The 25028-nt window shown below is 69.4% G+C and carries 21 protein-coding genes; 11 read left to right on the forward strand and 10 right to left on the reverse strand.

The features are described from left to right. Positions 1-42: 42 nt before the first annotated feature. Both ACTWQA_RS35215 and ACTWQA_RS35220 read right to left on the reverse strand, forming a co-directional pair. Positions 43-1485 carry a serine/threonine-protein kinase gene (locus ACTWQA_RS35215; protein ID WP_443163301.1) on the reverse strand — a complete coding sequence of 481 codons (1443 nt, stop codon included), beginning with the start codon at positions 1483-1485 and terminating at the stop codon, positions 43-45. A gap of 513 nt (positions 1486-1998) precedes the next feature. After that, positions 1999-3798, reverse strand: a complete 1800-nt coding sequence (locus ACTWQA_RS35220) for a sigma-54-dependent Fis family transcriptional regulator (RefSeq protein ID WP_443163302.1) — start codon at positions 3796-3798, stop codon at positions 1999-2001. Positions 3799-4000: 202 nt separating this feature from the next. Between ACTWQA_RS35220 and ACTWQA_RS35225 the strand changes: the two genes are divergently transcribed. From ACTWQA_RS35225 to ACTWQA_RS35270, 10 genes are all read left to right on the forward strand, one after another. Further along, positions 4001-5644 carry a hypothetical protein gene (locus ACTWQA_RS35225; protein WP_443163303.1) on the forward strand — a complete coding sequence of 548 codons (1644 nt, stop codon included), beginning with the start codon at positions 4001-4003 and terminating at the stop codon, positions 5642-5644. A gap of 89 nt (positions 5645-5733) precedes the next feature. Continuing rightward, positions 5734-6774: an FAD-binding oxidoreductase gene (locus ACTWQA_RS35230; RefSeq protein WP_443163304.1), complete on the forward strand. Its 1041-nt coding sequence runs from the start codon at positions 5734-5736 to the stop codon at positions 6772-6774. Positions 6775-6808: 34 nt separating this feature from the next. Next, positions 6809-7924, forward strand: coding sequence for an aromatic/alkene monooxygenase hydroxylase subunit beta (locus ACTWQA_RS35235; protein ID WP_443163305.1), 1116 nt, complete (start codon positions 6809-6811; stop codon positions 7922-7924). 1 nt (position 7925) lies between these two features. Continuing rightward, positions 7926-8276, forward strand: coding sequence for a propane 2-monooxygenase effector subunit MimD (gene mimD / locus ACTWQA_RS35240; RefSeq protein WP_206061129.1), 351 nt, complete (start codon positions 7926-7928; stop codon positions 8274-8276). A 15-nt stretch (positions 8277-8291) separates the two neighbouring features. Further along, positions 8292-9320, forward strand: coding sequence for an amidohydrolase family protein (locus ACTWQA_RS35245; protein ID WP_443163306.1), 1029 nt, complete (start codon positions 8292-8294; stop codon positions 9318-9320). Next, positions 9317-10042 (forward strand): iron-sulfur cluster assembly protein, encoded by a 726-nt coding sequence (locus ACTWQA_RS35250; protein WP_443163307.1) that lies wholly within the window; start codon positions 9317-9319, stop codon positions 10040-10042. The genes ACTWQA_RS35245 and ACTWQA_RS35250 overlap by 4 nt, the downstream gene beginning before the upstream one ends. Continuing rightward, the gene (locus tag ACTWQA_RS35255; protein ID WP_443163308.1) at positions 10039-11064 is read left to right on the forward strand and encodes an NAD(P)-dependent alcohol dehydrogenase; all 1026 of its coding nucleotides are present in this window, start codon (positions 10039-10041) and stop codon (positions 11062-11064) included. Before ACTWQA_RS35250 ends, ACTWQA_RS35255 begins: the two co-directional genes overlap by 4 nt. A 41-nt stretch (positions 11065-11105) precedes the next feature. Further along, on the forward strand, positions 11106-12755 hold the full coding sequence (gene groL / locus ACTWQA_RS35260) for a chaperonin GroEL (protein WP_443163309.1): 1650 nt from the start codon (positions 11106-11108) through the stop codon (positions 12753-12755). A 28-nt stretch (positions 12756-12783) separates the two neighbouring features. After that, the gene (locus ACTWQA_RS35265) at positions 12784-14082 is read left to right on the forward strand and encodes an Nramp family divalent metal transporter (protein WP_443163310.1); all 1299 of its coding nucleotides are present in this window, start codon (positions 12784-12786) and stop codon (positions 14080-14082) included. Between the two features lie 148 nt (positions 14083-14230). After that, positions 14231-14716 carry a hypothetical protein gene (locus ACTWQA_RS35270; protein ID WP_443163311.1) on the forward strand — a complete coding sequence of 162 codons (486 nt, stop codon included), beginning with the start codon at positions 14231-14233 and terminating at the stop codon, positions 14714-14716. Between the two features lie 225 nt (positions 14717-14941). On the opposite strand, the gene ACTWQA_RS35275 is transcribed toward ACTWQA_RS35270, so the two are convergent. The 6 genes from ACTWQA_RS35275 to ACTWQA_RS35300 form a co-directional block, all read right to left on the reverse strand. Beyond that, complete coding sequence (locus ACTWQA_RS35275) at positions 14942-15166, reverse strand: hypothetical protein (protein ID WP_443163312.1); 225 nt, start codon at positions 15164-15166, stop codon at positions 14942-14944. Positions 15167-15363: 197 nt separating this feature from the next. After that, positions 15364-16365, reverse strand: coding sequence for an ABC transporter ATP-binding protein (locus ACTWQA_RS35280; RefSeq protein WP_443163313.1), 1002 nt, complete (start codon positions 16363-16365; stop codon positions 15364-15366). Continuing rightward, positions 16362-17909 (reverse strand): ABC transporter permease, encoded by a 1548-nt coding sequence (locus ACTWQA_RS35285; RefSeq protein ID WP_443163314.1) that lies wholly within the window; start codon positions 17907-17909, stop codon positions 16362-16364. Before ACTWQA_RS35285 ends, ACTWQA_RS35280 begins: the two co-directional genes overlap by 4 nt. A 12-nt stretch (positions 17910-17921) precedes the next feature. After that, complete coding sequence (locus ACTWQA_RS35290) at positions 17922-18941, reverse strand: iron ABC transporter substrate-binding protein (RefSeq protein ID WP_443163315.1); 1020 nt, start codon at positions 18939-18941, stop codon at positions 17922-17924. Between the two features lie 40 nt (positions 18942-18981). Then, positions 18982-20379 (reverse strand): hypothetical protein, encoded by a 1398-nt coding sequence (locus tag ACTWQA_RS35295; protein ID WP_443163316.1) that lies wholly within the window; start codon positions 20377-20379, stop codon positions 18982-18984. After that, positions 20376-21275: an NAD-dependent epimerase/dehydratase family protein gene (locus tag ACTWQA_RS35300; RefSeq protein WP_443163317.1), complete on the reverse strand. Its 900-nt coding sequence runs from the start codon at positions 21273-21275 to the stop codon at positions 20376-20378. The genes ACTWQA_RS35295 and ACTWQA_RS35300 overlap by 4 nt, the downstream gene beginning before the upstream one ends. 175 nt (positions 21276-21450) lie before the next feature. Here ACTWQA_RS35300 and ACTWQA_RS35305 point away from each other — a divergent pair, with 175 nt between their 5' ends. Continuing rightward, positions 21451-23088 carry a lysylphosphatidylglycerol synthase domain-containing protein gene (locus tag ACTWQA_RS35305; RefSeq protein ID WP_443163318.1) on the forward strand — a complete coding sequence of 546 codons (1638 nt, stop codon included), beginning with the start codon at positions 21451-21453 and terminating at the stop codon, positions 23086-23088. A gap of 6 nt (positions 23089-23094) precedes the next feature. Here the strand turns inward: ACTWQA_RS35305 and ACTWQA_RS35310 are convergent, their stop codons facing one another. Further along, positions 23095-24483 carry a protoporphyrinogen/coproporphyrinogen oxidase gene (locus ACTWQA_RS35310; RefSeq protein ID WP_443163319.1) on the reverse strand — a complete coding sequence of 463 codons (1389 nt, stop codon included), beginning with the start codon at positions 24481-24483 and terminating at the stop codon, positions 23095-23097. 227 nt (positions 24484-24710) lie between these two features. Then, positions 24711-25028: MerR family DNA-binding protein (locus tag ACTWQA_RS35315; protein WP_443163320.1), on the reverse strand; the 318-nt coding region annotated here is incomplete at its 5' end.

Consider the following 25028-nt stretch of genomic DNA (forward strand, 5'->3'; position numbering starts at 1 on the left):
CCCCGTTCTGACCTTCGCCTGAGACGTCAGGAGAGGGCCGGGTCAGTCAAAGCCGTTGGGGCAGAGGAAGGTTTTGATCTTGTCCGGCGCGCTCGCGAGGAGCGTCGGCTGGTTCTCCCGCGAGCAGAAGTAACTGCCGATCGCACCGTCCACGAATCGGGTCGCGTTCCGCTTCGCGATCAGGTCGATTCCGCCGACGCTTGGGGAGTCGAGCTCGGCCGCGACCCAGTTGCCCGAGCACATCTTGCGCGCGACCACGGCGTCGTCCGGCAGGCTGCCGCCGTTCAGCGCGGCGGCCTGCCGGAGTATCGAGCCGTTGGAGGCGCACGGTACGCCGGTGGCCGAGCGGCGTGCGCTTGGGCTGGCGCTCGTCTTCCTTGTGGTGGGCGTCTCCTCGGCCGTCGCCCTCTCGCTGGGCGTCTCCTCGGGGGTCTCGCCCGCTGTCGTCGCCTCGTCCGGGTTCTCGCTCGTGTCCGGCTCCAGGCTCTCGGCGGGCGAGGACGAGGGAGGGGCGCTCGGGCTCTGAAGTGCTTGCGGCGATTCACCCCAGTTCACCGCGAACACCGCGCCGACGGCCACGACCGCGGCCATGACGGCGACGGCCGGCACCAGCGGCACCATCAGGCGCTTGTCGCGTGCCGGCATCTCCATGGGGGTCGTGCCTGCCTTGAGCGCGGTGACCCGGGCAAGCAACTCGCGCGCGGCGGGCCGGGCCGCCCGATTCTTGGCGAGCGCGCTTCGTACGAGGTCGCGGACCTGGGTGGGGACCCCGGACAGGTCGGGGTCGACGCTCATGACGCGGTAGGCGAGGACGTCGGGGGCGCCGATGCCGAACGGCGGGCGCCCCGTCGCGGCGTACGCCATCAGCGCGCCCCAGGCGAAGACGTCGGCGGCGGCGTCCGCCTGGTCGCCCCGATACTGCTCGGGGCTGATCCAGCCGGGCGTCCCGATCAACGCGCCAGTGCCCGTGAGGCCGCTCTCGTCGAGGGCCCGGGCGATGCCGAAGTCCAGTACCTTCGCGCCGGAGCTGGAGAGGATCACGTTCCCGGGCTTGAGGTCGCGGTGCACGATGCCGGCCCCGTGGATGTCGGTCAGCGCCTCGGCGATGTCCACGCCGAACGAGAGCAGCTCATGCGGCCGCAGTGGCGCGTTGTCCTGCACGTACGTGCTGAGCGTCGGGCCGGGGACGAACTCGGTCGCCAGCCAGGGAGGAATCGCTGCGGTGTCGGAGGCCAGCACCGAGACCGTGCAACGTCCACGCACCCGCGACAGCAGATCGACCTCACGGACGAAGCGGGCGCGGAAGTGCGGGTCGGCTGATAATCCCGGATGGATCTCCTTGACCGCGACCCGCGTGCCGTCGGCCGCGATTCCCGCGTAGACCACCCCCATACCGCCGGCCCCCATCCGGCCCACGATCCGGTAGGGACCGATCGTCTCGCGCTCGTCCACCGTCAGCGGGCCGAAGCCGCCGGGGTCGCTCATCGGGGCTCCCGATCGCCGGATCATCACAACAGCAACGATCTTATTGACCAGTACTTCAACGCGCTCGCCCTCGAGACACACGGGACGGCCTGTGATCTCGCCGCCGCCTGGATCCTGCTGCCCGATGGCGCCGCCCCCGATCGGCCACGAATGCGTCGCCGAAGTCGTCGCCGTCGGGCCGGGCGTGCGACAGATCCGGGCCGGCACACCCGGGGGCGGCAGGGTCTACCGGTCGGTACACCGTTCCGAGACCGTACAGTCCCCGTCGGCTCACCGAGCGGGAGTAGGTCCCGGCACCGCTTCCAGCTCCTACCTGAGTACCGCGTGATCGGTTACGCCACGATCGTGGGTGAGCTCGCCGCGGGCGGACCAGCTACGCCGCCGCGCCGAGAGCCGGGCTTCGACATACGACGCCGGCTGCTGCGGCGGCCTCGCGCTGCGCTCGGGGTGGCGGCCGCGTATTGCATGGGGACTTGGAGACGAGGAAGATCGTGTCCTGGTCCTCCTGTGGGGTCACGAGATGCCGTACTGGCGGATCTTCCGGTAGATCGTGGCTCGTGACATGCCGATCGCCTTCGCGGCTTTGGTCGGGTTCTCCTGGTTGTCCCGCAACGCGTTGACGATGGCGTCGCGTTCGAGCGCCTCGATCGGCGTGAGCAGCCGATGGCTCGCGGACCGGCATTCCGGCGGCAGGTCGGCGACGTCGACGACGCCTTTGGGACGGTGCTTGATCGTGGTGGCGAGCACCCCGCGCAGTTGGCCCACGTTTCCCGGCCAGTCGAGCCGGGCCAGCTGTGCCAGCGCCTGGGGCGAGCACATCAGCTGGTCGTCCTTGGTCAGCTGCCGGAGCAGGTGGTGCACGAGGTCGGGCAGGTCGTCGATGTGGTGGCGCAACGCGGGAACTTCGACGGTGCGCGGGAAGATGGACCGCAAGGGCGCCACGGCGTCGGGCGTCCGCAGCGCGATGACCACCCGCGCCGCGTCCCACGTGCGGTCGGTGAGCAGGTCTGCCGTCGCCGACGCCTGCTGATCGGACAACCGCTCGGCCTGCCGGAGCACGACCGTGGCGCCGGGTGTGGTCAGGTCCTCGGTCAGGGTCTCGAGCCAGCTGTCGAACTCGTCCGCGGCGGGCGGCTGGGTGACGCGGAAGTGCCTACCCGGCTCGCGCTGCTGGTGCACCGCGCGTAGCAGGGCGCGCTTGCCGACACCCGCTTCACCCTCGATCGCGAACCAGTCACCTGTAGCGAAGCAGGCGGCGGCCTGCTGGACCGACCGCGTCCACGCCGGGCCGGTGCCCGCCAAACCGGGTGGGTTCATCCGGTGAGCGCGGTGCAGCGAGACGCCGCCCGCCAGTGGTGCCGGAAGCCGTTCGACCCGGATGCGGAATACGCCACCCGCGAGCCCGGAACCCGTCGACGCGGGGGAGTAGCGCAGGTGGGCCGTGCGTCCGCTGGGCAGCTCGACCGTCCGCAACGCGTGCCGATTGTCCGCGCGCATCGTGTCGACCGCGTAGCCGATCAATGTCTGCTGCTCGGCGGGGTCGACCAGTTGCCGCAGTGCGTCGTTCATCATCACCACGTCGTTGTTCAGCGCGAGCACCGGCCCCGGCGACCGTTGGCAGATCTTCATGTATTCGTGCACCAACGCAAGTTCGCGCATGCCGGTCTGGGCGTGCAGTTCCGCCTCGATCTGGCGGGCGGTGGACGCCGCCAGCGCGATCAGCAGCGGTCCGGGCGTATGTCGCCACGTCGTGATGTCCAGGATGCCGATCACCTTGCCGCGGACCGGGTGCCGGATGGGCATACCCGCGCAGGCGAATTGTCCCAGTTGACCCGCGTAGTGCTCGCTCCCGTCGACGAATGCGGACGATCCGCTGGAGATGGCGGTGCCGATTCCGTTCGTGCCGACGAATTTCTCGGCGTAGCTGAAACCGGGCGCCAACTGGACCGCGTCGAGGGCTTCGCTGATCTGGAAACTGGAAACCCGCCGATCGAGCACCAGCCCGGTTTGATCGGTGAGGATCGTGCTGACCGCTTCACCGCGCAACTGTTCGTGCAGCATGTCGAGGATGGGGGCCGCGCCGCGCGCCAACGGCGTTTCGAGATCGGGATCGCGGATGAACGGGGCGAGGATCCGATCCGCCTCGACGTTGTTGTCCCGCGACCGCTCCCAGGACGCCAGGATCGTCCGCCTGACGTTGGGACCGCGCTCACCCGTGCCGCTGAGGAAGCTGTCGCGGGCGTGGCTGATCTCGGCGTCGTTGGTCGCCGCGGGTGCGGGCTCTGCGGATCCGCTGCCCAGCGTCTTCGCCACGGGAGCCTCCCTGGATTGCCGTCTCCACCAGAGTAGGCGTCGGGCGTGTGACCGGGATCTCAGATTGAGACGGTAACGCGCCCGTAGCCGGGGTGTCATGAGTCAGCAACCCCGCGTCAACATCCCCGCTCGTGGATGACGGCGTTTTCGCCACGGTCATCGGCCGGCGGCGCCGAATCCCGTGTCGAGAGAGGACCACGCAGTGAGCAGACAGAGTCTGAGCAAGGCGCACGAGAAGATCACGGAATTGTCGTGGGAGCCGACGTTCGCCACCCCGGCGAAGAAGTTCGGCACCGACTACAAGTTCGACAAGTCGCCGAAGAAGGACCCGCTGAAGCAGATCCTGCGCTCCTACTTCCCGATGGAGGAGGAGAAGGACAACCGGGTATTCGGCGCGATGGACGGCGCGATTCGCGGGAACATGTTCCGGCAGGTCCAGGAGCGCTGGATGGAGTGGCAGAAGCTGTTCCTGTCCATCATCCCGTTCCCGGAGATCTCGGCGGCGCGGGCGATGCCGCTGGCGATCGACGCCGTGCCCAACCCGCAGATCCACAACGGCCTCGCGGTGCAGATGATCGACGAGGTCCGGCACTCGACGATCCAGATGAACCTCAAGCGCCTGTACATGAACCACTACATCGACCCGGCCGGGTTCGACATCACCGAGAAGGCGTTCGCCAACAGCTACTGCGGCACCATCGGCCGCCAGTTCGGCGAGGGCTTCATCACCGGCGACGCCATCACCGCGGCGAACGTGTACCTGACGCTGGTCGCGGAGACCGCGTTCACGAACACGCTGTTCGTGGCGATGCCGTCCGAGGCGGCCGCCAACGGCGACTACCTGCTCCCGACGGTGTTCCACTCGGTGCAGTCCGACGAGTCGCGGCACATCAGCAACGGCTACTCGATCCTGCTGATGGCGCTGGCGGACGAGGACAACCGCCAATTGCTGGAACGGGACCTGCGCTACGCCTGGTGGAACAACCACTGCGTCGTGGACGCGGCGATCGGCACGTTCATCGAGTACGGCACGAAGGACCGCCGCAAGGACCGGGACTCCTACGCCGAGATGTGGCGGCGGTGGATCTACGACGACTACTACCGCAGCTACCTGATCCCGCTGGAGAAGTACGGCCTGGTCATCCCGCACGACCTGGTCGAGAAGGCGTGGGACCGGATCTACAACCAGCACTACGTGCACCGCGTCGCGCAGTTCTTCGCGACCGGCTGGCCGGTCAACTACTGGCGGATCGACGCCATGACCGACGCCGACTTCGAGTGGTTCGAGCACAAGTATCCCGGCTGGTACGAACAGTTCGGCAACTGGTGGGAGGCCTACAACCGGCTCGCCTACCCCGGCAGGAACAAGCCGATCGCCTTCGAGAACGTCGGCTACGAGTACCCGCACCGCTGCTGGACGTGCATGGTGCCCGCGCTGATCCGCGAGGACATGGTCGTCGAGAAGGTCGACGGCCAATGGCGCACCTACTGCTCGGAGACCTGCCACTGGACCGACGCGGTGGCGTTCCGGCCCGAGTACGAGGGCAGGGACACCCCGAACATGGGGCGGCTCACCGGCACGCGGGAGTGGGAAACGCTGTACCACGGCCAGGACCTTGCCGACATCATCTCCGACCTCGGTTACGTCCGGGACGACGGCAAGACCCTCATCCCGCAACCGCACCTCGACCTCAGCGACCCCAAGAAGCTGTGGACGCTCGACGACGTGCGCGGCATCCCGTTCGGCAGCCCGAATGTGACCCTCAACGAGATGACCGACGCCGAGCGCGAGGCGTGGGCCGCCTCCTACCGGGCCAACCCGAACCGGACGCCGTCGGGCGTGTGACCGACGCCGTGACCAGAGCGAGTGGGCAATACACATCACCCACTCGCGCTGCACGGGTCCCGAACCCGCGTCGAAAGGGCGGCAAGGCGATGGACGATCAGCACAAGGTGCGTTTCGAGCCCGTGGGCATCGAGATCGAGGTGTCCGAGGACGAGACCGTTCTCGACGCGGCATTCCGGCAGGGCGTGATGCTCATGCACGGGTGTAAAGAAGGCCAGTGTTCGGCGTGCAAGTCGTTCCTGCTCGACGGCGACGTCCAGATGGACCGCTACTCGACGTTCGCGCTCGCCGACTACGAGAGCGACGAGGGATATGTCCTGCTCTGCCGGTCGCACGCCTACTCCGACCTGCAGATCGAGCTGATCAACTTCGACGAGGAGATGATCCACTCCGGGCTGCCGGTGGTGACGGTGAGCACCGAGATCGTGTCGATGACCGACCTGAGCCGCGACATCACCCGGCTGGTGCTGCGGATCGTGGAGGGGGAGCTGCGCTTCTACCCGGGCCAGTACGTCGACATCCGGATCCCGGACCACGACGAGCACCGGTCGTTCTCGATGGCGGCGCCGGCGTCCCCGGAGGGGATGCTCGAGTTCATCATCAAGCGCTACCCCGGCGGTCACTTCTCCGGTCTCCTGGAAGGGCATCTGGACGTCGGCGACAAGCTCGACGTGACCGGCCCGTACGGGACGTTCACCCTCAAGGCCTCCTCGGAACGCAGGCTCGTGTTCGCGGCCGGTGGCGCCGGGATGGCGCCGATGCTGGCCCTGCTGCGGCAGATGGCCGAGAGCCGAAACGAGCGCGAGGTCGTCTTCTACTACGGGGCGCGCACCGAAGCGGACCTGATCTCGCTCGAGGACATCGCGGAACTGCGGGAACGGTTGCCGCAACTGACGTTCGTGCCGTGCCTGTCGGAGTCCTGGCCCGAGGACTGGAACGAGGCCACCACCGGCTTCGTCCACGACGTCGTCGGCCGGCACGAGGATTCGCTGTCGTCGTGCGACGTCTACCTGTGCGGGCCGCCCCCCATGATCGACGCCGCACTGGGACTGCTGAGCGAGGTGGGCGTCCCGCGGGAGCAGATCCACTTCGACAAGTTCACCATCACCGCCGAATCCGGCGACGACTGACCGCCCGCCACACCACCAGGAAAGAAGGCTGTTCATGAGCACGCCAGCCAAGGAGAAGCGGCAGCACCAGGCTCCCGTCAGCTTCCCGAAGCCCGAGTTCACCGGTGCGGAGGCGGGGATGCTGGAATTCCCGAGCTCCAACAGCAGGTCCTACAACTACTTCAAACCGAAGAAGATGCGCGCCACCGTTTACGAGGACGTCACCACCGACGTCCAGCCGGACCCGGAGCGGCACCTCACCCAGGGCTGGATCTACGGGTTCGCGGACGGCGAAGGCGGCTACCCGCTCGACTGGACCGCGCTCAAGAGCGGCAACTGGCACGCCTTCCTCGACCCGAACGAGGAGTGGGAGCAGACGATCTACCGCAACAACGCCAACGTGGTGCGGCAGATCGAACTCAACCTCCAGAACGCCAAGGAGGCCGGCGCCTACGCGCACTGGTCGCCGACCTGGACCCGGTTCGTCGCCGAGAACGTCGGCGCCTGGATGCACGCCGAGCAGGGCCTGGGCATGCACGTCTTCGTGTCCGCGCAGCGGTCCGCGCCGACCAACATGATCAACAATGCGATCGCCGTGAACAGCGTCCACCGGCTGCGCTTCGCGCAGGACATCGCGCTGTACAACCTGGATCTGAGCCAGTCCCTCGAGGCCTTCGACGGCGGCGCGCACCGCGCCACATGGAAGGACAACCCGTCGTGGCAAGGGGTTCGGGAGAACGTGGAACTGCTGACCGCGGTCGAGGACTGGGCCGAGGCGGTGTTCGCGACCAACGTCGTGTTCGAGCCCCTCGTGGGTGTGCTGTTCCGCAGCGACCTCATCATGCAGATCGCGGCGCGCAACGGCGACTACATCACCCCGACGCTGATCGGCGCGGGCGAGAACGACTACACCCGCGACCTGCGCTACACCCGCGCGCTGTTCTCGTTGCTGGCCAACGACGCCGAGCACGGCGAGCAGAACAGGTCCGTCATGCAGGGCTGGCTCGACAAGTGGGTGCCGGTCAGCCGGCGCGCCGCGTACGAGCTGCAGCCCATCTGGTCGCAGCCGGCGGACCGGGTGGTCACCTTCGCGGACTCGTACGCCGCCGCGACCGCCGATTTCCAGACCCTGATCACCGACCTCGGCCTCATCGCGGCGAAGGAGCAGTGAAGTGACCTCTTCTGCGAGTTTCGACGTCAACCGGACGTCGTCCAACATGTGCGGCGTCACGCTCATGAACAACCAGAACGGCTACGTCGTCGCGGAGGTGATGGGCGCCAAGGACGGCATCGTGATCTCCGAGTACCCGTCGATGATCCGCGTGGACGGTCAAAACAAGATCGTCTTCGACTACCAGGAGATCTCCGAGGCTCTGGGCACGGAGTTCGACGGATCGGACTTCGAGGAGATCATGTCGACCCACTACGGCCGCATGGTCCACCTCGACGACAAGACGATCATGTTCGCCAATCCCGAGGACGCCGCCGAGTACATCGGCTTCGATCTCACGCCCGTGGAGTAGAGGAGATCCGAACAGATGTACACCAAGGACGGCGAGGACTACTTCATCGTCGATTCGCACATCGCCCTGTGGGACGGCCGCGAGCAGAACTGCCGCAACATCCACGGCAAGCAGTTCATCGACTGCTTCTACGACTACCACAAGAACCTGAGCCCCGAAGACGCCGTGTGGCCGTACGACGAGTACACCTACTACGGCGGTGAACGCCTGATGAAGGACCTCTTCACCGACGGCTACGTCGACCACGCGATCTTCCAACCGGCCTACCTCGGCGACTTCTACCGCAACGGGTTCGGGCAGACCGAAGAGGCGTGGGCGCTGACCCAGCAGCATCCCGGCAAGCTCACGTACAACCACAACTTCGACCCGCGCAACGAGCAGGCCGGGCTCGACCGGCTGCGCGCGGACGCCGAACGGTTCGGGCTCAAGGGAGTCAAGCTCTACACCGCCGAGTGGCACGGCGACTCCCGCGGTTACAAGCTCACCGACCCGTGGTTGTACCGGTACCTGGAAGCCTGCCAGGAACTGGGCATCACCAACATCCACGTGCACAAGGGACCGACGATCCGCCCGCTCGACCGGGACTCCTTCGACGTCGCCGACATCGACGCCGTGGCGACGGACTTCACCGACCTCAACTTCATCGTGGAGCACGTCGGACTGCCGCGTCTGGAGGACTTCTGCTGGATCGCCACTCAGGAGCCCAACGTCTACGGCGGACTGGCCGTCGCGATGCCGTTCATCCACACCAGGCCGCGGTACTTCGCCCAGATCATCGGCGAGCTCCTCTACTGGATCGGGGAGGACCGGATCATGTTCTCCAGCGACTACGCGCTCTGGACGCCGAAGTGGCTGATCGAGAAGTTCGTGGACTTCCAGATCCCGGCGGACCTGGACGAGTACGCGCCGCTCACGACCGATGTGAAGCGGAAGATCCTCGGCCTCACCGCCGCCCGGCTCTACGATCTGGCCGTACCGGAAGGGCTCGCGTCGAAGATCCCGGTGGAGCCCGCGGCCGAGGTCGCGGTGGGTGCGTCGGCATGATCGCCCAGGACCCGCGCGGTGCGGTGGTCACCGCGTTGAGCACCGTTCGGGATCCGGAGCTGGACGAGTCGATCGTCGACCTCGGATTCGTCACGGAGACCACGGTCGTGGGCGGCCGCGCGGAAGTGCGGCTCCGGCTGCCGACGTACTTCTGCGCGCCGAACTTCGCCTACCTCATGGTGGCCGACGCATACGACGCCGCGATGGCCGTCGAGGGCGTCGATCACGTGTCCGTCGTGCTGGAGGAGCACTTCGCCGCCGCCGAGATCAATGCAGGTGTCGCGGCCGAGTCGGGCTTCGTCGGTTCGTTCCCCGGGGAGGCCGTGGCCGAACTGCACGACCTGCGGCGCACCTTCCAGCGCAAGGCGCACACCGCGTGCCTGGAACGCGCCTGCCGGCGGCTCATCAAGGACGGCTGGACGGTCGAGGGGTTGTCCCAGGCGCACCTGGGAGATCTACCGGACAGCCCCGAACGCGCCAGCCTGCTGCGTCGACGCGCCGACATCGGCCTGCCGGTGGCAGCCGACTCGCCGGTGTTCGTCGACGAAGGTGGCGAACCGGTGCCGGCGGAGCAGATCCCGCTCCAGCTCCGGTTCGCCCGCACCGTCCGCGTGAGCATCGAAGGCAACGCGCACTTCTGCCGCGGCCTGCTCACCACCCGCTACCCGCACGCGGCCGCCGACCAGCGACCCCGTCACCCGGAACAGGAGGCGTCGGCATGAAGGCCGTCCAGCTCGGGAAGTATCACGCGGCGCCGGAGTTGGTCCACGTCGCCGATCCGGAGATCAACTCGCCGCTGGACGTGATCGTCCGGATCGGCGGGGCCGGTGTCTGCAGAACCGACCTGCACATCATCGAAGGCCAGTGGGCGAAGAAGTCCAATGTGGATCTGCCGTACACGATCGGCCACGAGAACGCGGGCTGGGTACAGGCGGTCGGCAGCGCCGTGACCAACGTGGCCGTCGGCGACGCGGTGATCCTGCACCCGCTGGTGACCTGCGGGCTGTGCCGGGCCTGCCGCTTCGGCGACGACGTGCACTGCGTCAACTCCTCGTTCCCCGGCATCGACACGGATGGCGGGTACGCGGAGTACCTGAAGACGACGGCACGGTCGGCGATCCGGCTCGACGACTCGCTCCAGCCGGCCGACGTGGCAGCGCTCGCCGACGCCGGGCTTACCGCCTACCACGCGGTGGCCAAGGCGGCCCGCGTCCTGCGCCCCGGTGACAAGGCGTTGGTCATCGGCGCGGGCGGGCTCGGCCACATCGGTGTCCAGGTGCTGCGCGCGTTGTCCTCGGCGGAGATGATCGTGGTCGACCGCAACGCCGACGCCTTGGCACTGGCCAAGCAGCTCGGCGCCGACCACACCGTGCTCGCCGACGGCAACCAGATCGACGCCGTCCGGGAGTTGACCGGTGGAAACGGCGCCGAGGCGGTCATCGACTTCGTCGGCGAGGGCGGCGCGATCGAGGACGGCGTCGCGAGCCTGCGCCGCAACGGCAGCTACTACGTCATCGGCTACGGCGGCGCCCTCAAGGTGCCGACGATCGACATCATCTCCACCGAGATCAACTTCATCGGCAACCTGGTCGGCTCCTACAACGACCTTGCCGAGCTGATGGTCCTGGCCGCCCAAGGCAAAGTCACCCTGCACACCTCCACGTACGCCCTGTCCGACTTCGCCAAGGCCCTGGACGACCTCGACCGCGGCGAGGTCCGCGGCCGGGCGATCCTCGTGCCCTAGATCCCCGCAGCCACCACCACACACCCCGGAAGAAGGACGTCATGGCCAAGGATCTGCGGTTCAACGTCGAGGCGCGGCAACTGCTGGAGACCGGCGTGAACGCGCTCGCCGACGCGGTCAAGGTCACCCTCGGTCCCAAGGGGCGCAACGCCGTCATCGAGAAGCTGGTCGGCGCGCCCACGATCACCAACGACGGCGTCACGATCGCGCGGGAGATCCAGCTACGCAACCCGTTCGCCAACATGGGTGCACAGCTCGTCAAGGAGGTGGCCACCAAGACCAATGGCGTGGCGGGCGACGGCACCACCACCGCGACCGTGCTGGCGCAGGCCATGGTCCGCGAGGGCCTGCGGGCGGTGGGCGAGGGCGCCAACCCGATGCTGCTCAAGGTCGGCATCGAGGCCGCCGTCGAAGCCGTGCTCGACCGGTTGTCCAGCGAGGCCAGTGAAGTAAGCGGCCCGTCCGACCTGGCGAGCGTGGCGATGTTGTCGGCCAACAACGACCGCGAGATCGGTGAGGCGATCGCGTCAGCCATCGGCCGGGTCGGCCGCCGCGGGGTCGTCACCGTCGAGGAGTCGCCGACGTTCGGGCTCGACGTCACCTACGTCGACGGCGTCGAGATCGACAACGGCTACATCTCGCCCTACATGGTGACCGACCGCGAACGCATGGAAGCGGTCTTCGACAACCCCTACGTGCTGCTCACGTCGGAGAAGATCACCAAGGTCCAGGAGCTGATGCCGGTCCTGGAACAGGTCACCAGGTCCGGTCGCCAGCTGCTGATCTTCGCCCAGAACGTCGAAGGCCCGGCACTGGGCATGCTCGTGGCCAACAACGTGCACAACACGTTCCGCTCGGTCGTCGTGCGCGCGCCCGGTTTCGGCCATCGGCGCGTCGCCGAGCTGAGCGACCTGGCGATCTGGATGGGCGGCCAGGTGATCACCTCCGACGCCGGCCTCGCCCTGGACACCGTGCGACTCGACCAGTTGGGCCAGGTCCGCAGGGTGACCGTCACCGACAACACGACCACGCTCGTCGGCGGCGCCGGCGCGGACCGCGAGGTCTCCGCGCGCATCGAGCAGCTCAAGACGGAGTTCGAGCGGGCCGCCAACGACCACGACAGGGACGCTCTGCAGGCCCGGATAGCCCGGCTGTCCGGCAGCGTCGCGGTCATCCACGTCGGCGCGGCCACCGGCGTCGAGCTCACCGAGAAGCAGCACCGGGTCGAGGACTCGCTGTCGGCGACCAGGGCGGCGCTCGAAGAGGGCGTCGTGGCGGGCGGCGGCGCCGCGCTGGTGCAGGCGGGCGGCGCGATCGACGCGCTGGAACTGCCGGGCGAGAAGGGGTTGGGCGCCCGGATCGTGCGCGACGCCCTCGCGGAACCGCTGCGCTGGATCGCCATCAACGCGGGCTACCACGGGGACGAGATCGTCGACGCCGTCAAGAACCTGCCGACGGGGCACGGGTTCAATGCCGTCACCGGTGACTTCGGGGACATGTTCGACTTCGGCATCATCGACCCGTTGAAGGTGACCCGCTCCGCCCTGCAGAGCGCCGCCTCCATCGCCGCGCTGCTGCTGACCACCGAGACGCTGATCGTCGAGGAGGTCGTGGGCAATCCGGGCGCGATCCACGCACCCGGATTCGGTGACCTCGCAGAAGGTCTCGTGCGGCCGTCGAACATCCCGTGACGCTCGGCCGGACCCGTCAGGAGTCGACATGAACCCGCAACTGCCCCCCGCCGACGCGCACGTCGCCTACGCGCCGCCCGCTCCTGAGCAGCCCGGTGTCGACCCGAAGACTGGCCACGGGTTCCTCGCCCGCGGCCGGTTCCTGGGGCTCATCGGCCCGGCCTTCGTCGCCGCGGTCGCGTTCGTGGATCCCGGCAATGTCGCCACCAACGTCAGCGCCGGCATCGACTACCGCTACATGCTGATCTGGGCGGTGGTCTCCGCGTGCCTGATGGCCATGTTCGTCCAGTACCTGGCGGCCAAGCTCGGGCTGGCGACCGGACGCAGCCTCGCCGAGGTCTGCCGTGACCAAACCTCGACGCCGGTGCGGTTGGGGCTGTGGCTGGTCGCCGAGGCTGTGGTGATCATGACCGACCTCGCCGAGTTCGTCGGTGGCGCGGTCGCGTTGAACCTGCTGTTCGACATCTCGCTGTTCAACGGGGGGCTCATCGTGGCAGCGGCCACCATGGTCATCCTGCGGATGCGCCTGCGCGGCCGGGAGGGCTTCTCCGCCGTCGTCGTCGGGCTGCTGTTCGTGCTGGCGCTCGCGTTCCTCTACCTGGTGGTGAACTCACCGCTGGATCCGGTCGCCGCGGTGTCGGGTCTGGTGCCGGGCCTGCCGGACTCCCGCAGCGCGCTGCTCGCGTGCGGCATCATCGGTGCCACCGTGATGCCGCACGCGGTGTTCCTGCACTCCTCGCTGATCGGCGGCCTCTCCCCGAACCGGCAGGGCACGCTGCGCACACAGGCCGTCCTGCGGTTCCTGCGCCGCGACGTGGTCATCGCGTTGGGCGTGGCCGGCGTGGTGAACCTCCTGATGCTCCTGGTGGCGACCTCGTTGCCCGCGGGCACCGGCGACTCGCTCGTCTCGGTGCACGCGGCGTTCCTCGACCGCTCGGGGGCGCTGTTCGCGGCGGTCTTCGCGGTGGCGCTGCTCGCTTCCGGGCTCGCCTCGGCGTGCGCGGGTGTCTACAGCGGGCAGGCGGTCATGCAAGGATTCCTGCGGCGCAACAGCAGCGTGTGGCTGCGCCGGGCCGTGTCCTCGGTTCCCGCACTGGTCGTCCTGGCGCTGGTGAGCGACCCCACCGAGGCGCTCGTGTTCAGCCAGGTCGCACTCGCGTTCGGCCTGCCGTTCGCGCTCGTTCCCCTGATGATTTTCACGGCTCGCCGTGACCTCATGGGTGAGTTCGCCAACCGCGTGCGGACCACCCTCTTCGGCGTGGTCGTCACGACGGTCGTGTTGGCGCTCAACGGATTCGTGATCACCGACCTCGTACTGACCAGCTAGTGGTAGTTGATGAGGGAATGCGTGTCCAGTGACCGAATTGGCCGAGTCGCGGCGGGCGGCCCCGCACAGTCCAGATTGGAGCACCATGACCGGCAAGTCTTGGCAGCAAGCGAGTCTCGACGGACTCGCGGCGCTCACCGTCGATGCCATGCCCGCGGTCGAGGTGCTCCTCCTCGACGACATCGCTGAGTACCTGATGGGAGCCGGACCCCGGCAACCCCCGTACACCGTCGAGCACGGCAGCCGCGTCGTGAGCGCCCTGTTCGGCGCGATCGTCAACTCGGCGCGGTTCGCCCCGTCGGAAGTGCCTGCGCCGACGCCGGAGATCATCGCTGCCCGAGCGCAGATTGTGCGTGGAGCCCACGACTTCGCCACCCGTGGCATCGGCGGGATCAGCCGGCTCGCCAAACGCGTGATCCCGGCCGCATTGGGGGAGCTGGAGACTCACCAGAACTCGCCAGAGAAGCAGACCTGCCTGGTTTTCTCCTACGCGCTCCTCGCCGTCGCGTCGGGGCCGCGCAACCTGCTCGACGACGCGTCCGCAATCGGAGTCATGCAGATCTTCCAGGCGTGGGACGCGGTTCTCGGGCAGGGCGTCGTGCTGCCGTGGCGCCGCGAGGCCGCATCCGGTTGAGCACGAGGTCTCCAGCATTCGGCGCAGGCCAAGTCCCGGATCGCCTCTCGCGACGACACCGAGCGGCACGAACTACGAACTGCTGTGCCTCCAACGCCCGGACGTCGTTTTGTGGTCTCGGCGTAGTCGGACTTGTCAGCCAGTCGATGCCGATGATCGCGGCCTCGCTGGTCGACGGCGGCGGGTCGGCACCAGCGTCGCGGTCGCGTTCGGCCACCGCCGCAATCAGCGCGCGGTCGCCGCGAGGGCCACCAGGCCGACGACCATGACCGCCGCGCTGGCCATCAGGAACGCCGGGTTGTGCGCGCGCCACCAGCGGATCCGGACCTGGACCCAGCCGGGTACCTCGTCAACCCGGACCAGCCGCAGGGCGATGACGTTCACGATCGCAGTGCCGAGGCCGAGCGCGCCGAGCCGTGCCATGGCTTCCGCGAGCGTGACCAACTCCATGCAGACATCTAACCCCGTCACGTCGACGGCGCGCGTCTCACCGTGAGACAACCCAGCCTCAACCGAACGATCACGACGGCTACCGGCTCCGTATAGAGCAAGGACCGGCCCGCGAGGCCAAGGTCAAGTTCGAGCCGGACGCCCACCTCTGACCCCGCGCTCGCGCTGACCACGCCGCCCCTCAGCCCAGGCTCTGCTCAGACCGGGTAGAACAGTATCTTGCCTTGGACGGTGACGCCGATCCTCTTGCCGGGCCGGTACGGCATGTCTCCGCGGGTTCGGGCGCGGATCGTGGTGCCGGAGTCCAGCCTGACGGTGACCGCGGCGTCGTGGCCGAAGAACTCCACCCGTTCGACCCGGCCGTTCACCCCCGTGTCCCGCTCGGACAGTTCGAACTGCTCGGGCCGCAGCGCGACGTGGCCCGGACCGTCGGCGCCATTGGCGTGGTGGGGGAGGTCGCCCAGGGCGCACGAGGCGATGCCGCCGGCCGCATGCGCCTGCAGGACGACGGCTTCACCGATGAACGTCGCGACGCCGAGGTCGTGCGGGGCCGCGTAAACCGAAGCGGGTGTCCCCTTCTGGACGATGCGACCCTCGCGCATGACCGCCACGGTGTCGGCCATCGACAGGGCCTCTTCTTGGTCGTGCGTGACCAGCACGGCCGTTGCCCCGGCTCGCTTGAGCGCGGCGCGCACGTCGTCGCGCACGCTGACCCGCAGGGATCGATCGAGCGCGTTGAACGGCTCATCCAGCAGGACCACGCCCGGCTTGGGGGCGAGCGCCCTGGCCAGGGCGACGCGCTGCTGCTGCCCTCCGGACAGCTCGTGCGGCATGCGCTCGCCGAACCCCGCCAACCCCACGAGCTCCAGACATTCCGCGACCCGGTCGCGGGAGCCGCGAGGCAGGCCGAAGCCCACGTTCCGGGCGACTGTCAGGTGGGGGAACAGCGCCGCCTCCTGCGGGACGATCCCTACCCCCCGCTTCTCCGGCGGCAGTCCCGTCACCACGCGATCCCCGATCGTCACCGCCCCGGCGTCGGCGCGTTCGAACCCGGCGACGATCCGCAGCAGCGTGGTCTTGCCGCAGCCGGACGGGCCGAGCACCGCGACGAGCTGTCCCTCCTCCACCACCAGAGAGCAGCCTATGAGCACCGGCGTGCCGCCGAACGACTTGGTCACCTCGGTGACGGTCACTTTCATGTCGACTCCCTGACGGAGCGGTGGCCGAGCAGGAACCCTGGGATGGCGGCGAGCGCCATCAGCAGCGCGGCGTACGGGGCGGCCGCGCCGTACGCGCCCGAACCGGTCTCCGTCCACAGCTGGGTGGCGAGCGTTTCCATGCCGGTGGGGCGTAGCAGGAGCGTGGCCGGGAGCTCTTTCATCGCGGTGAGGAACACCAGCGCGGCCCCCGCCAGGACGCCCGGGAACGCCAGCGGAAGCGTGACCTCGCGGACCGTCCCGAGCGGCGTGCGGCCGAGCGACCGGGCGACCTCCTCCAGAACCGGCGGCGACTGCAGCACCGAGGCGCGCACGGCGCCCACGGCGGCAGGCAGGAAGAGCACCGCGTAGGCGAGGACCAGCAGCGGGGAACGTTGGTAGAGCGGCTCGGCGTAGCGGACGGCGAAGAACACGAAGGACAGCGCGATCACGATGCCGGGCAGTGAGTGCCCGGCGTAGGAGGACTGCTCGAGGAAGGCCGCGGTCCGGCCCCGGTGCCGGGCCGCGATGATTCCGATCGGAACGGCCAGCGCGGTGGTGAGCAGCGCGCCGGCTGCCGACACGGAGAGTGTCGCTCCCACGGCCGCCGCGAGCTCGCCGGGACGCAGGCTCGCTGAGGAGCCTCCCGCGAGCCAATAACCGATGCTGGCCAGAGGAAATCCCACGGCCAGTGCGGCCAGACCGCCGGACCAGGCCAGCGCGAGAGCCCTGGCCCTGAGGTGGATCACGGTACGGCGGCGCGGCGGGCTGCCCCGCATGGCGTAGGCGGCCTTTCCCCGCGTCCGGGCCTCGGCCACCACGATGATGAGGGTGATCAGCACGAGCAGCAGCCCGAGCACCGCCGCCGGAGTGCGGTCGAAGCCGGCCCGGTAGGAGGTGTAGATCTGCGTGGTGAACACGTCGAGGCGCATGATGGACACGGCGCCGAACTCGGCGAGCACGTACATCGCGACCAGCAGCCCGCCGGCCGCCGCTGCCGGCCGGAGCTGGCGGATCACGACGGCCATGCGGCCCCGGCCCAGAGAGAGCGCGACCTCCTCCATTGCCGGGTCCATCCGGCTGAGCGCCGCGGCGACCGGCAGGTAGACGTACGGATAGCTGCAGAGCGTGAGGACCAGCACCGACCCCGCGAATCCGGTGAGATCGGGCACGGCCGCCACCCAGGTGTAGGCCGCGACGTATGAGGGGACCGCGAGCGGCAGCGCGGCCAGCACCCCGAACACGCGGCGCCCGGGCAGGTCGGTCCGCACGACCAGCCAGGCGAGCGAAACCCCGATGGCCACGCACAGGGCGGTCACCGTGGCCGCGAGCCCGATGCTGCGCGCGGCCAGTTCCAGCGTGCGCGGCCTCGACAGCACCCGGACGGCCGTGCCGAGGCCGCCCTCGCCCGCCCGCACCACCAGGTAGGCGATCGGTGACAGTGCCAGCAGGGCGGCGAGCAGCGACGGGACGAGCAGCGCGGCCGGGATCCGCCCGCCGCCCCGGCGGGCGGGCCTGGGGCGGTCGGACACGTGTGCGGAGGACATGACCGGCGCGACCTAGACCAGACCCACGTCTTGGAGGAGCTCGAGGGTCTGCTCCAGCGAGTCGAGCTTGGACAGGTCCAGGTCCGGTCCCTTGAGCGAGTCCAGCGCGGGCAGGCCCGGGGCCGTGGCCACGCCGGTGACCAGCGGGTATTCCTTGGTCTGGTCCGCGAAGTGCTTCTGCGCCTCGGCGCCGAGCAGATAGTCGACGGCCTTCTGCGCCGCCGGACCGTGCTTGGACGCCTTGAGCACGCCTACCCCCGCCACGTTGACCAGCGCGCCGGGGTCGCCGCCGGGCAGGAAGGCCAGCTTGGAAGGAACCGCCGCCTGGCCCTTCTCGGCCACCTTCTCGTACCAGTAATAGTGGTTGATCAGCCCGAGCTGGAGCTTGCCCGCGTCCACGGCGTCGAGGATGGACACGTTGTTGGGGAACTTCTGCGTGCCGTTGGCCTGCATGGCCTCCAGCCACTGGCGGGCCTTGTCCTCACCGGAGAGCACCCGCAGCGCGGTGACGAACGCCTGGAAGGAGGCGTTGGTGGGCGCCCAGCCGACCTTGCCCTTGTACTTGGGGTCCGTCAGCTCGAACACGGACGTGGGCGGCGCCGGCACGGTGCGCGGATCGTAGACGATCACACGGGAGCGGCCGGAGACGCCGACCCAGGTGCCCTGCGAGCCGCGATACTTTGCGGCCACCCGGTCCAGGGCTTGCGGGGGGAGCGCGGTGAGCAGGTTCTCCTTGCCGAGCGCGCCGAGGGCACCGGCGTCCTGGGAGAAGAACAGGTCGGCTCGGGTGTCGTCGCCTTCCTCGAGGATCTGCGCGGCCAGCTCGGCGCTGTCGCCGTAGCGGACCTGGACGTTGAGTCCGGTTGCCGTCTTCAGCTTCTCCAGCAGCGGGCTCACCAGGTTCTTGTTCCGGCCGGAGTAGATGACCAGGGCGTTGTCGTCGAAGGTGGGGCTGTCATCGCCACAGGCCACAGTGGTCCATAGGGCGATGGGGATGAGTGCGGCGGCGATCAGCCTGCGCAGCGGCGACATGTGCTCTTCCTTACATTCCTGTAGTTAGCTTAGCCTGCCCTCACTTGCGTGAGGGTGGGGGGTTCGCGGGCTCCCGCGCGGAGCGGTAGCCGTACCAGGCGAGCAGCCCGAACACGGCCAGCCAGCCCAGCAGCGGCAGGGGCGAGCCGGTGAAGCCCGACCGGTAGTCGGGCAGCAGCAGCGGTTCGATGAGCCGGTACACCGGATAGGTGGTCGCGGTGAACTCGCTCGCCCAGGCGATCTGACGGGCGTAACCGTCGGCCAGCAGCCAGCCGTAGGCCACCACCCCGGAGGCGCCGGCGACGGCGGCGGCGGTACGGAGCCCAGGGGTGGCACGATCCAGCCACCACAAGACGATCAGCAGGGCGAGCGGGAGGACCACCACGAGCTGGCGGCCGGGCCACCAGAAGCCGTGCATGGTGCTGGCGACGAACGCGGCCACCAGCCAGCCGCCGGCCAGTGGCGCGGCCAGGACCTCCCAGTTGGGCGGTCGCAGGAGGAGCACGGCCACCAGCGCGGGGATGAGCAGGAGCCAGGCGGGCTGCCAGGTGGCGATCCCGTAGCCCTCGTCGGCGAACAGGCCGACCAGGCGCAGCAGCCGGGCCACGATCTTGAAGCCGCGCCCGATCATGACGCCCATCTCGCCGTTGTCGTTCTGGAAGTGCACGCCGCTGGCGTAGACCGTCCAGCCGCCCCACACCAGCCGGTGGATGAGGAGATAGAGCGCGCCCATGACCGCCAGCCAGGCGGCGAACGGCTTGCGGTTCGGCCACCTCATCAGCGCCAGCGCCGCCAGGATCGCCGCCGGGAGCAGGTACTTGACCGACAGCCAGGGCAGCGCGGTGATCAGCGCGCCGAGTGCGAGCGGGCGGGGCCGGTCCCCGGTGAGCACGGCCACTGCTCCTGTCACCGCGAGCGCGGCCGGCAGTTCGGGGAAGACGAGCTGCCCGTACACCGCGAAGGGGGCGCTTGGGAAGGCGACGAGCACGCCGGCCGTGGCGAGCGGGAGCGAGATCGCGAACCGCCGGACCGCCACCCACAACACCAGCGCGGCGAGCGCTCCGGCCAGCAGCGACAGCGTGGCCTTCGCGCCGACCCAGCCGAACAGGCCCATCGCGGGCGCGAGGACGACGGCGAGCAGCGGATCATGGGGGCTGAGCTCGCGGCCGTCGGCGAGGACGGCCGTCTGGCGCGGAAGGTACGTGCCCCCGAAGACCGCCCAGCGCCGCTCGGCGATCTCGTCGGAGACGTCGAGGTCGCGGTCCTCGAACAGGGACAGCGCGGTCAGCAGGTACTGCGGCTCGTCGGAGGAGACGTGGTGCCCGAATCCGGTGCGCACGCCGATGCCGAGGGCGGCGGCCGCGATCGCCACCGCGGCTACCAGCACCATCGCCGACCGCAGCCGCCGCTCGGTGGCCGTGCCGGTCACAGCCGTCATAGCGCCACCGCCGCGGCCGGCTGCCCGGTGCTCGCCTGGCGGCGCACGAGAGCGGCGAGATCGGTCTCGGGGGACCAGCCGATCAGCGAGCGCAGCCGCCGGACGTCGGCCAGGGAATCGCTGGGCTCGACGGCCGCGGCCGGTTCGACGGCGAAGGTGACCTCCGTGTCCAGCGCCTCCGCGACCGCCTGCGCCATCTCGCGGAGCGTGCGCCCTCTGCCGGTGCCCACGTTGACGACGCCGCTGGATCCGGCGACATCCATGATCGCCTGAGCCGCCTGCCGCACGTCGGTGATGTCACGAGTCCGTTCGAGCGAGCCAAGCACGCGCAGCGGACGGCCGCGGCGGGCGGCCTCCAGCCAGACCGACAGCGCCATGTCGGGCCGCTGGCCCTCCCCGGCCACGGTGAAGGGCCGGACGACGGCGGTCGGGCGGCGACGTTCGATACGGGGGGCGCAGAGCCGTTCCAGGCGCACCTTGCTTTCGGCGTACCCGCCGATGGGCCGCAATGGATCGTTTTCGTGGCTGGCCCGGCCGTCGCGCGCCCCGCCGTACACCGAGCTCGAGGACGCCACCACCAGCGGGACCCGCTCGGGGACGAGCGAGAGCACGCGGGCGCCCGCCAGCACGTTGTCGCGGTGCCGGCGCGCCGTGATGCCGGGGTCACTGTCCCGAACTCCGGGGCAGCCGGCCAGGTGGAACACCGCGTCGGCGCTCTCGAGCGCGGCGCGCACCAGGTCGTCGTCATCGAGCAGGTCGGCGGTGATGCGCGTCAAGCCAGGTAGCTCAGGCTGCCACCGCCGGTCAATCCCGATCACCTTCTCGCCCGAGTCGATGAGCAACTCGGTCAGGATCCGCCCGATGAAACCTGCGGATCCGGTCACGATCGAGGTCACCCGCGCCTTGCCCCTCTGCCTGAACGGCCGAACTGTCGAACTCCAGCACCTGACCGACGCCTGCCGGATTTCCAGGCAGGCCGCCTGGCCCGGGCATTGCGGGGTGAGGTAAAGCTAGCCTAACCTCACCTTTGTCCAAAATTAAAGCTTGCCGATAGAAACCTGTGAGGATCCTGTGCGCGTCCCACCCCGTGGTCGCTCGCTGATCGCCGCCGCGCGCCGGGGAATCGGCCTGGTCGTGCTGGTGATCGCGGTGATCTATCTCACGCGGATCGCCTCGGGGAGCGACCTGGCGTCCGGGTTCGGCGCGCTGCTGTCCGACCCGGTTGGGGTGACCGTAGCGCTGGTGGCGTACGCCGGCGCGTTCGGGCTGCGCGCATGGTCGTGGCGGCTGGTCCTTCCCGCGCTCCCGCTCGGTCAGGCCTGGGCGGCCCTGCACGTCTCGCTGCTCGGAAACCACGTGCTGCCGTTCCGGCTGGGTGAGGTGCTGCGCGTGACGTCGGTGACACGCCGCACGCACCTGGCGGCGCGTCCGGTGATCGCCTCCACCGTGAGCCTGCGCTCCGCCGACCTGCTCGCGGTCGCGTTGCTCGCCGCCGTCGCCGCGCCCGGCCTCCTGCCGGGGAACGCCGTCCCCTGGTTCTGGCCGATCGTCTGCGGGCTGGGCGTGGCGATGCTCGCCGGTCTGGTCCTGTTGATCCGTTCCACGGCCGGTGACGGAGAGAAGACCACGAGGTGGGCGGCCGTTATGCCCGTGATCCTCTTCGCGGCGGCGGCCGCCTGGGTGTTGGAATCCGTGGTCGTGTACGAGGTCGCCCGGCTCGCCGGGATCGAGCTGTCGCCTGGAGAGGCGGTCGCGGTGACGGCCGTGACGATCGCCGCGCAGACCGTCGCGGTCACCCCCGGCGGGTTCGGGTCCTACGAGGCGGCCGCGGCCGCCACCCTGACCGCCCTCGGTGTCGCCGCCGGGCCGGCGTTCGCCGTCGCCTTCATCACGCACGCCCTGAAGACGGCCTACGCGCTCGCCACCGGAGGCATCGCACTGGCGGTGCCAAAGCCGGGATACTACGGCCGCCTCCGGCTGCCCCGCCACCTGCCGTCCCGTCCCGAGCCCGCGCCGGTGACCCCCGAGGCTCCCGTCGTGGCCTTCATCCCGATGTTCAACGAGGAGCAGACGATCGGCACGGTGGTCAGCCGCCTACCGGCCACCGTGGGTGGCAGAAGACTGCATGTCCTGGTCGTGGACGACGGCTCCATCGACGACTCCGCCGCACGAGCGGCGCAGGCGGGCGCGACCGTGCTCGCGCAACCCCGCAACCTGGGGCTGGGCGCCGCCGTCCGGCGAGGGCTGTCCGAAGCCGTACGGCTCTCGCCCGCCGCCATCGTCTACCTCGACGCGGACCTGGAGTACTTCCCCGAGGACATCGAACGGGTCGCGGCCCCCATCCTGTCCGGCCAGGCCGACTACGTGGTCGGGTCCAGGTTCGCGGGAAACATCGAGCGCATGCTGGCCCACCGACGGTTCGGCAACCGTGTGCTCACCCGGTGGGTCAGATGGATGACCAGGCACGACATCACCGACGGGCAGAGCGGGTATCGCGCCTTCTCGCCCGCCGCCGCCCGCGACGCCGAGGTGATCCACGACTACAACTACGCCCAGGTGCTGACCTTGGACCTGCTCGCCAAGGGATACCTCTACCAGGAGGTCCCGATCCGGTACGCGTTCCGGATCAGCGGCGAGTCCTTCGTGAAACTAGGCCGCTACCTCCGCATGGTCATCCCGGCCGTCCATCGCGAGCTCAACTCTCCCTGAGCCGGGTCAATCCTCGACGACGTGGGCGGCGAAGCGCCCACGAGCCGCCCGCCACTCCGCCGCGTCCCATCCCTCCTGGCCCAGGGCCGCCACCGCGTCGTACCCCATGGCCATCGCGTGGTGGGTGTTGTCGTGAGCGAAGAGCCCCAGTCTGCCGAACGTGGTCACGCCCGGCAGCGAGTCAGCCCAGTCGTCCAAGCCGCGCAGGTGCCGGGCATAGCCCTGCTCGTAGACCGGATAGACGTGCGGCAGTCGGCGGACCTCCAAGCCGGCGAGATCGACCGGCGGCAGGCCGGAGCGGCTCAGAGTGTCCCGCACCAGCTCGGAGAAGTCATCGGTGCGCCAGATCTCGTCGTCCACGGCGCACGGGATCTCGAAGCAGAGCACGCTCCGATCCGCCGGATCGTCGGCGCTCGTCCGGTAGTTGGCGGGTTCGGAGATCCGGGTCACCGGGGTGTCGGGGCCGGGCAGATAGTGGGCGTCGAACGAGGTCCAGCGCCCACCCTGGTGAATCGCGTACACCAGCACCATGGCGCGGAACCGAAGCCGGCCGGCCGCTTCGGTCACCTCCGGCGGGGGCCCCGGATCGACGAGCCTGGCCAGCGCGGTCATCGGAATCGTCGAGAACGCGTGACCCGCCGCGAGCTCGCCCTCGGGCGTGTGGAGCCGTACGCCGTCAGCGCCCGCGACGATCCGCGTACACGCCGTGCCCAGCCGCAGCTCGGCTCCGGCCGCCGCGGCGGCATCGGCCAGCACATCCACGATCTGCCCGAAGCCGCGGCGGGGGTAATAGAAGATCTTCCCCTGCCCGTCGGGGCGCTTCCTGAACAACCGCTGGGCTATCTTCCACGGGCTGTCGGCGGTCACGCGCTTGCGTGCCTGATCCTCGTCGATCTCGTCGCCGGACAGGCCCCACAGCTTCGTCGCGTATGGGGCATAGAGCGCTTCGTACAGGGCGGGCCCCAGACTCGAGCGCAGAGCCCCCGCGTACGTTCCCCCGACGCGGCTCGCCCTGCGCGCGGGCGCCGTCAGCGTGTCGGCGGCGATCCGGGCGAGCAGACCGGGCGGCAGCCGCCGGATGAGCTCTCCCGCCTTCAGCGGGAAACCGACCCAGGAGCCGCCGATGCGCAGCCGGCCATTGCGGGGCCGTCGCTGCAGATCGTCGCCGAGTAGCTCTCGCAGGTCGCGCAGCAGGTGAGGCGGCGTGGCCGGATGCAGCCGGTGACTTCCATGATCGACACGGATCCCGGCGACCTCGAAGCTTGCCGACAGGCCGCCGACGTGGCCCGCCCGCTCGAGCACCACAACGGACAATCCACGGCGTGCCGCCTGCCAGGCGGCCGCCAATCCGGACGGGCCGGCCCCCAAGATGACAAGATCTGCGCTCTCTGCCATAGCGGCCCCACCCTACGGCATGATCCGCCGGCATCCCGTGGGCCACCATAGGGACCGCCCGTCCTCGCGGTGAAGCCTCCAGCACTCGCTCAGGCGCGAACGCCCATGCCGGGCCTGACCGAGGGAGCCGTGATCCACCGTGCGCTCACAGCCACCGGTGACCGGACCAGAGAAGGGGGACGCGTTCGTCTGACCTGGCGGCAAATCGGTCCATCGGGGCTTGGGGCTCAGGCGGTGGCCAGGATGCGGCAGATGCCTTTGGGGCCGCAGTCGGCCGGATCGACGCCTCGTGCCCGCTGGTGCAGGGTGTGGGTGGCGAGCAGTTCGGCTATGCGCTGCTCGACCTGCTCCAGGTGGGCCTCGATCAGCGTGGTGACGTGGTGGCAGGGCGGCTGACCGGCGTCGCGGATGGCTAGCACGCTGCGGATCTCGGCCAGGGTGAGCCCGGCCGATTGCGCGTCGCGGATGAAGGCGAGCCGTTCGGCGGCCTCGGGCGGGTAGTCGCGGTAGCCGGCGGGCGTGAGGGGGGGGGGGGGGGGGGAGGA

The organism is Nonomuraea sp. 10N515B, from assembly GCF_052245915.1.
Taxonomy (GTDB): domain Bacteria; phylum Actinomycetota; class Actinomycetes; order Streptosporangiales; family Streptosporangiaceae; genus Nonomuraea.

Bases quoted from the DNA above. Each gene is read 5' to 3' on its own strand.
- ACTWQA_RS35215 (WP_443163301.1), bottom strand. From the start codon at position 1,485: ATGAGCGACCCCGGCGGCTTCGGCCCGCTGACGGTGGACGAGCGCGAG.
- ACTWQA_RS35295 (WP_443163316.1), bottom strand. From the start codon at position 20,379: ATGACGGCTGTGACCGGCACGGCCACCGAGCGGCGGCTGCGGTCGGCG.
- ACTWQA_RS35235 (WP_443163305.1), top strand. From the start codon at position 6,809: ATGAGCACGCCAGCCAAGGAGAAGCGGCAGCACCAGGCTCCCGTCAGC.
- ACTWQA_RS35310 (WP_443163319.1), bottom strand. From the start codon at position 24,483: ATGGCAGAGAGCGCAGATCTTGTCATCTTGGGGGCCGGCCCGTCCGGA.
- ACTWQA_RS35255 (WP_443163308.1), top strand. From the start codon at position 10,039: ATGAAGGCCGTCCAGCTCGGGAAGTATCACGCGGCGCCGGAGTTGGTC.
- ACTWQA_RS35290 (WP_443163315.1), bottom strand. From the start codon at position 18,941: ATGTCGCCGCTGCGCAGGCTGATCGCCGCCGCACTCATCCCCATCGCC.
- ACTWQA_RS35280 (WP_443163313.1), bottom strand. From the start codon at position 16,365: ATGAAAGTGACCGTCACCGAGGTGACCAAGTCGTTCGGCGGCACGCCG.
- ACTWQA_RS35250 (WP_443163307.1), top strand. From the start codon at position 9,317: ATGATCGCCCAGGACCCGCGCGGTGCGGTGGTCACCGCGTTGAGCACC.
- ACTWQA_RS35285 (WP_443163314.1), bottom strand. From the start codon at position 17,909: ATGTCCTCCGCACACGTGTCCGACCGCCCCAGGCCCGCCCGCCGGGGC.
- ACTWQA_RS35270 (WP_443163311.1), top strand. From the start codon at position 14,231: ATGCCCGCGGTCGAGGTGCTCCTCCTCGACGACATCGCTGAGTACCTG.
- ACTWQA_RS35245 (WP_443163306.1), top strand. From the start codon at position 8,292: ATGTACACCAAGGACGGCGAGGACTACTTCATCGTCGATTCGCACATC.
- groL (WP_443163309.1), top strand. From the start codon at position 11,106: ATGGCCAAGGATCTGCGGTTCAACGTCGAGGCGCGGCAACTGCTGGAG.
- ACTWQA_RS35275 (WP_443163312.1), bottom strand. From the start codon at position 15,166: ATGGAGTTGGTCACGCTCGCGGAAGCCATGGCACGGCTCGGCGCGCTC.
- ACTWQA_RS35265 (WP_443163310.1), top strand. From the start codon at position 12,784: ATGAACCCGCAACTGCCCCCCGCCGACGCGCACGTCGCCTACGCGCCG.
- ACTWQA_RS35230 (WP_443163304.1), top strand. From the start codon at position 5,734: ATGGACGATCAGCACAAGGTGCGTTTCGAGCCCGTGGGCATCGAGATC.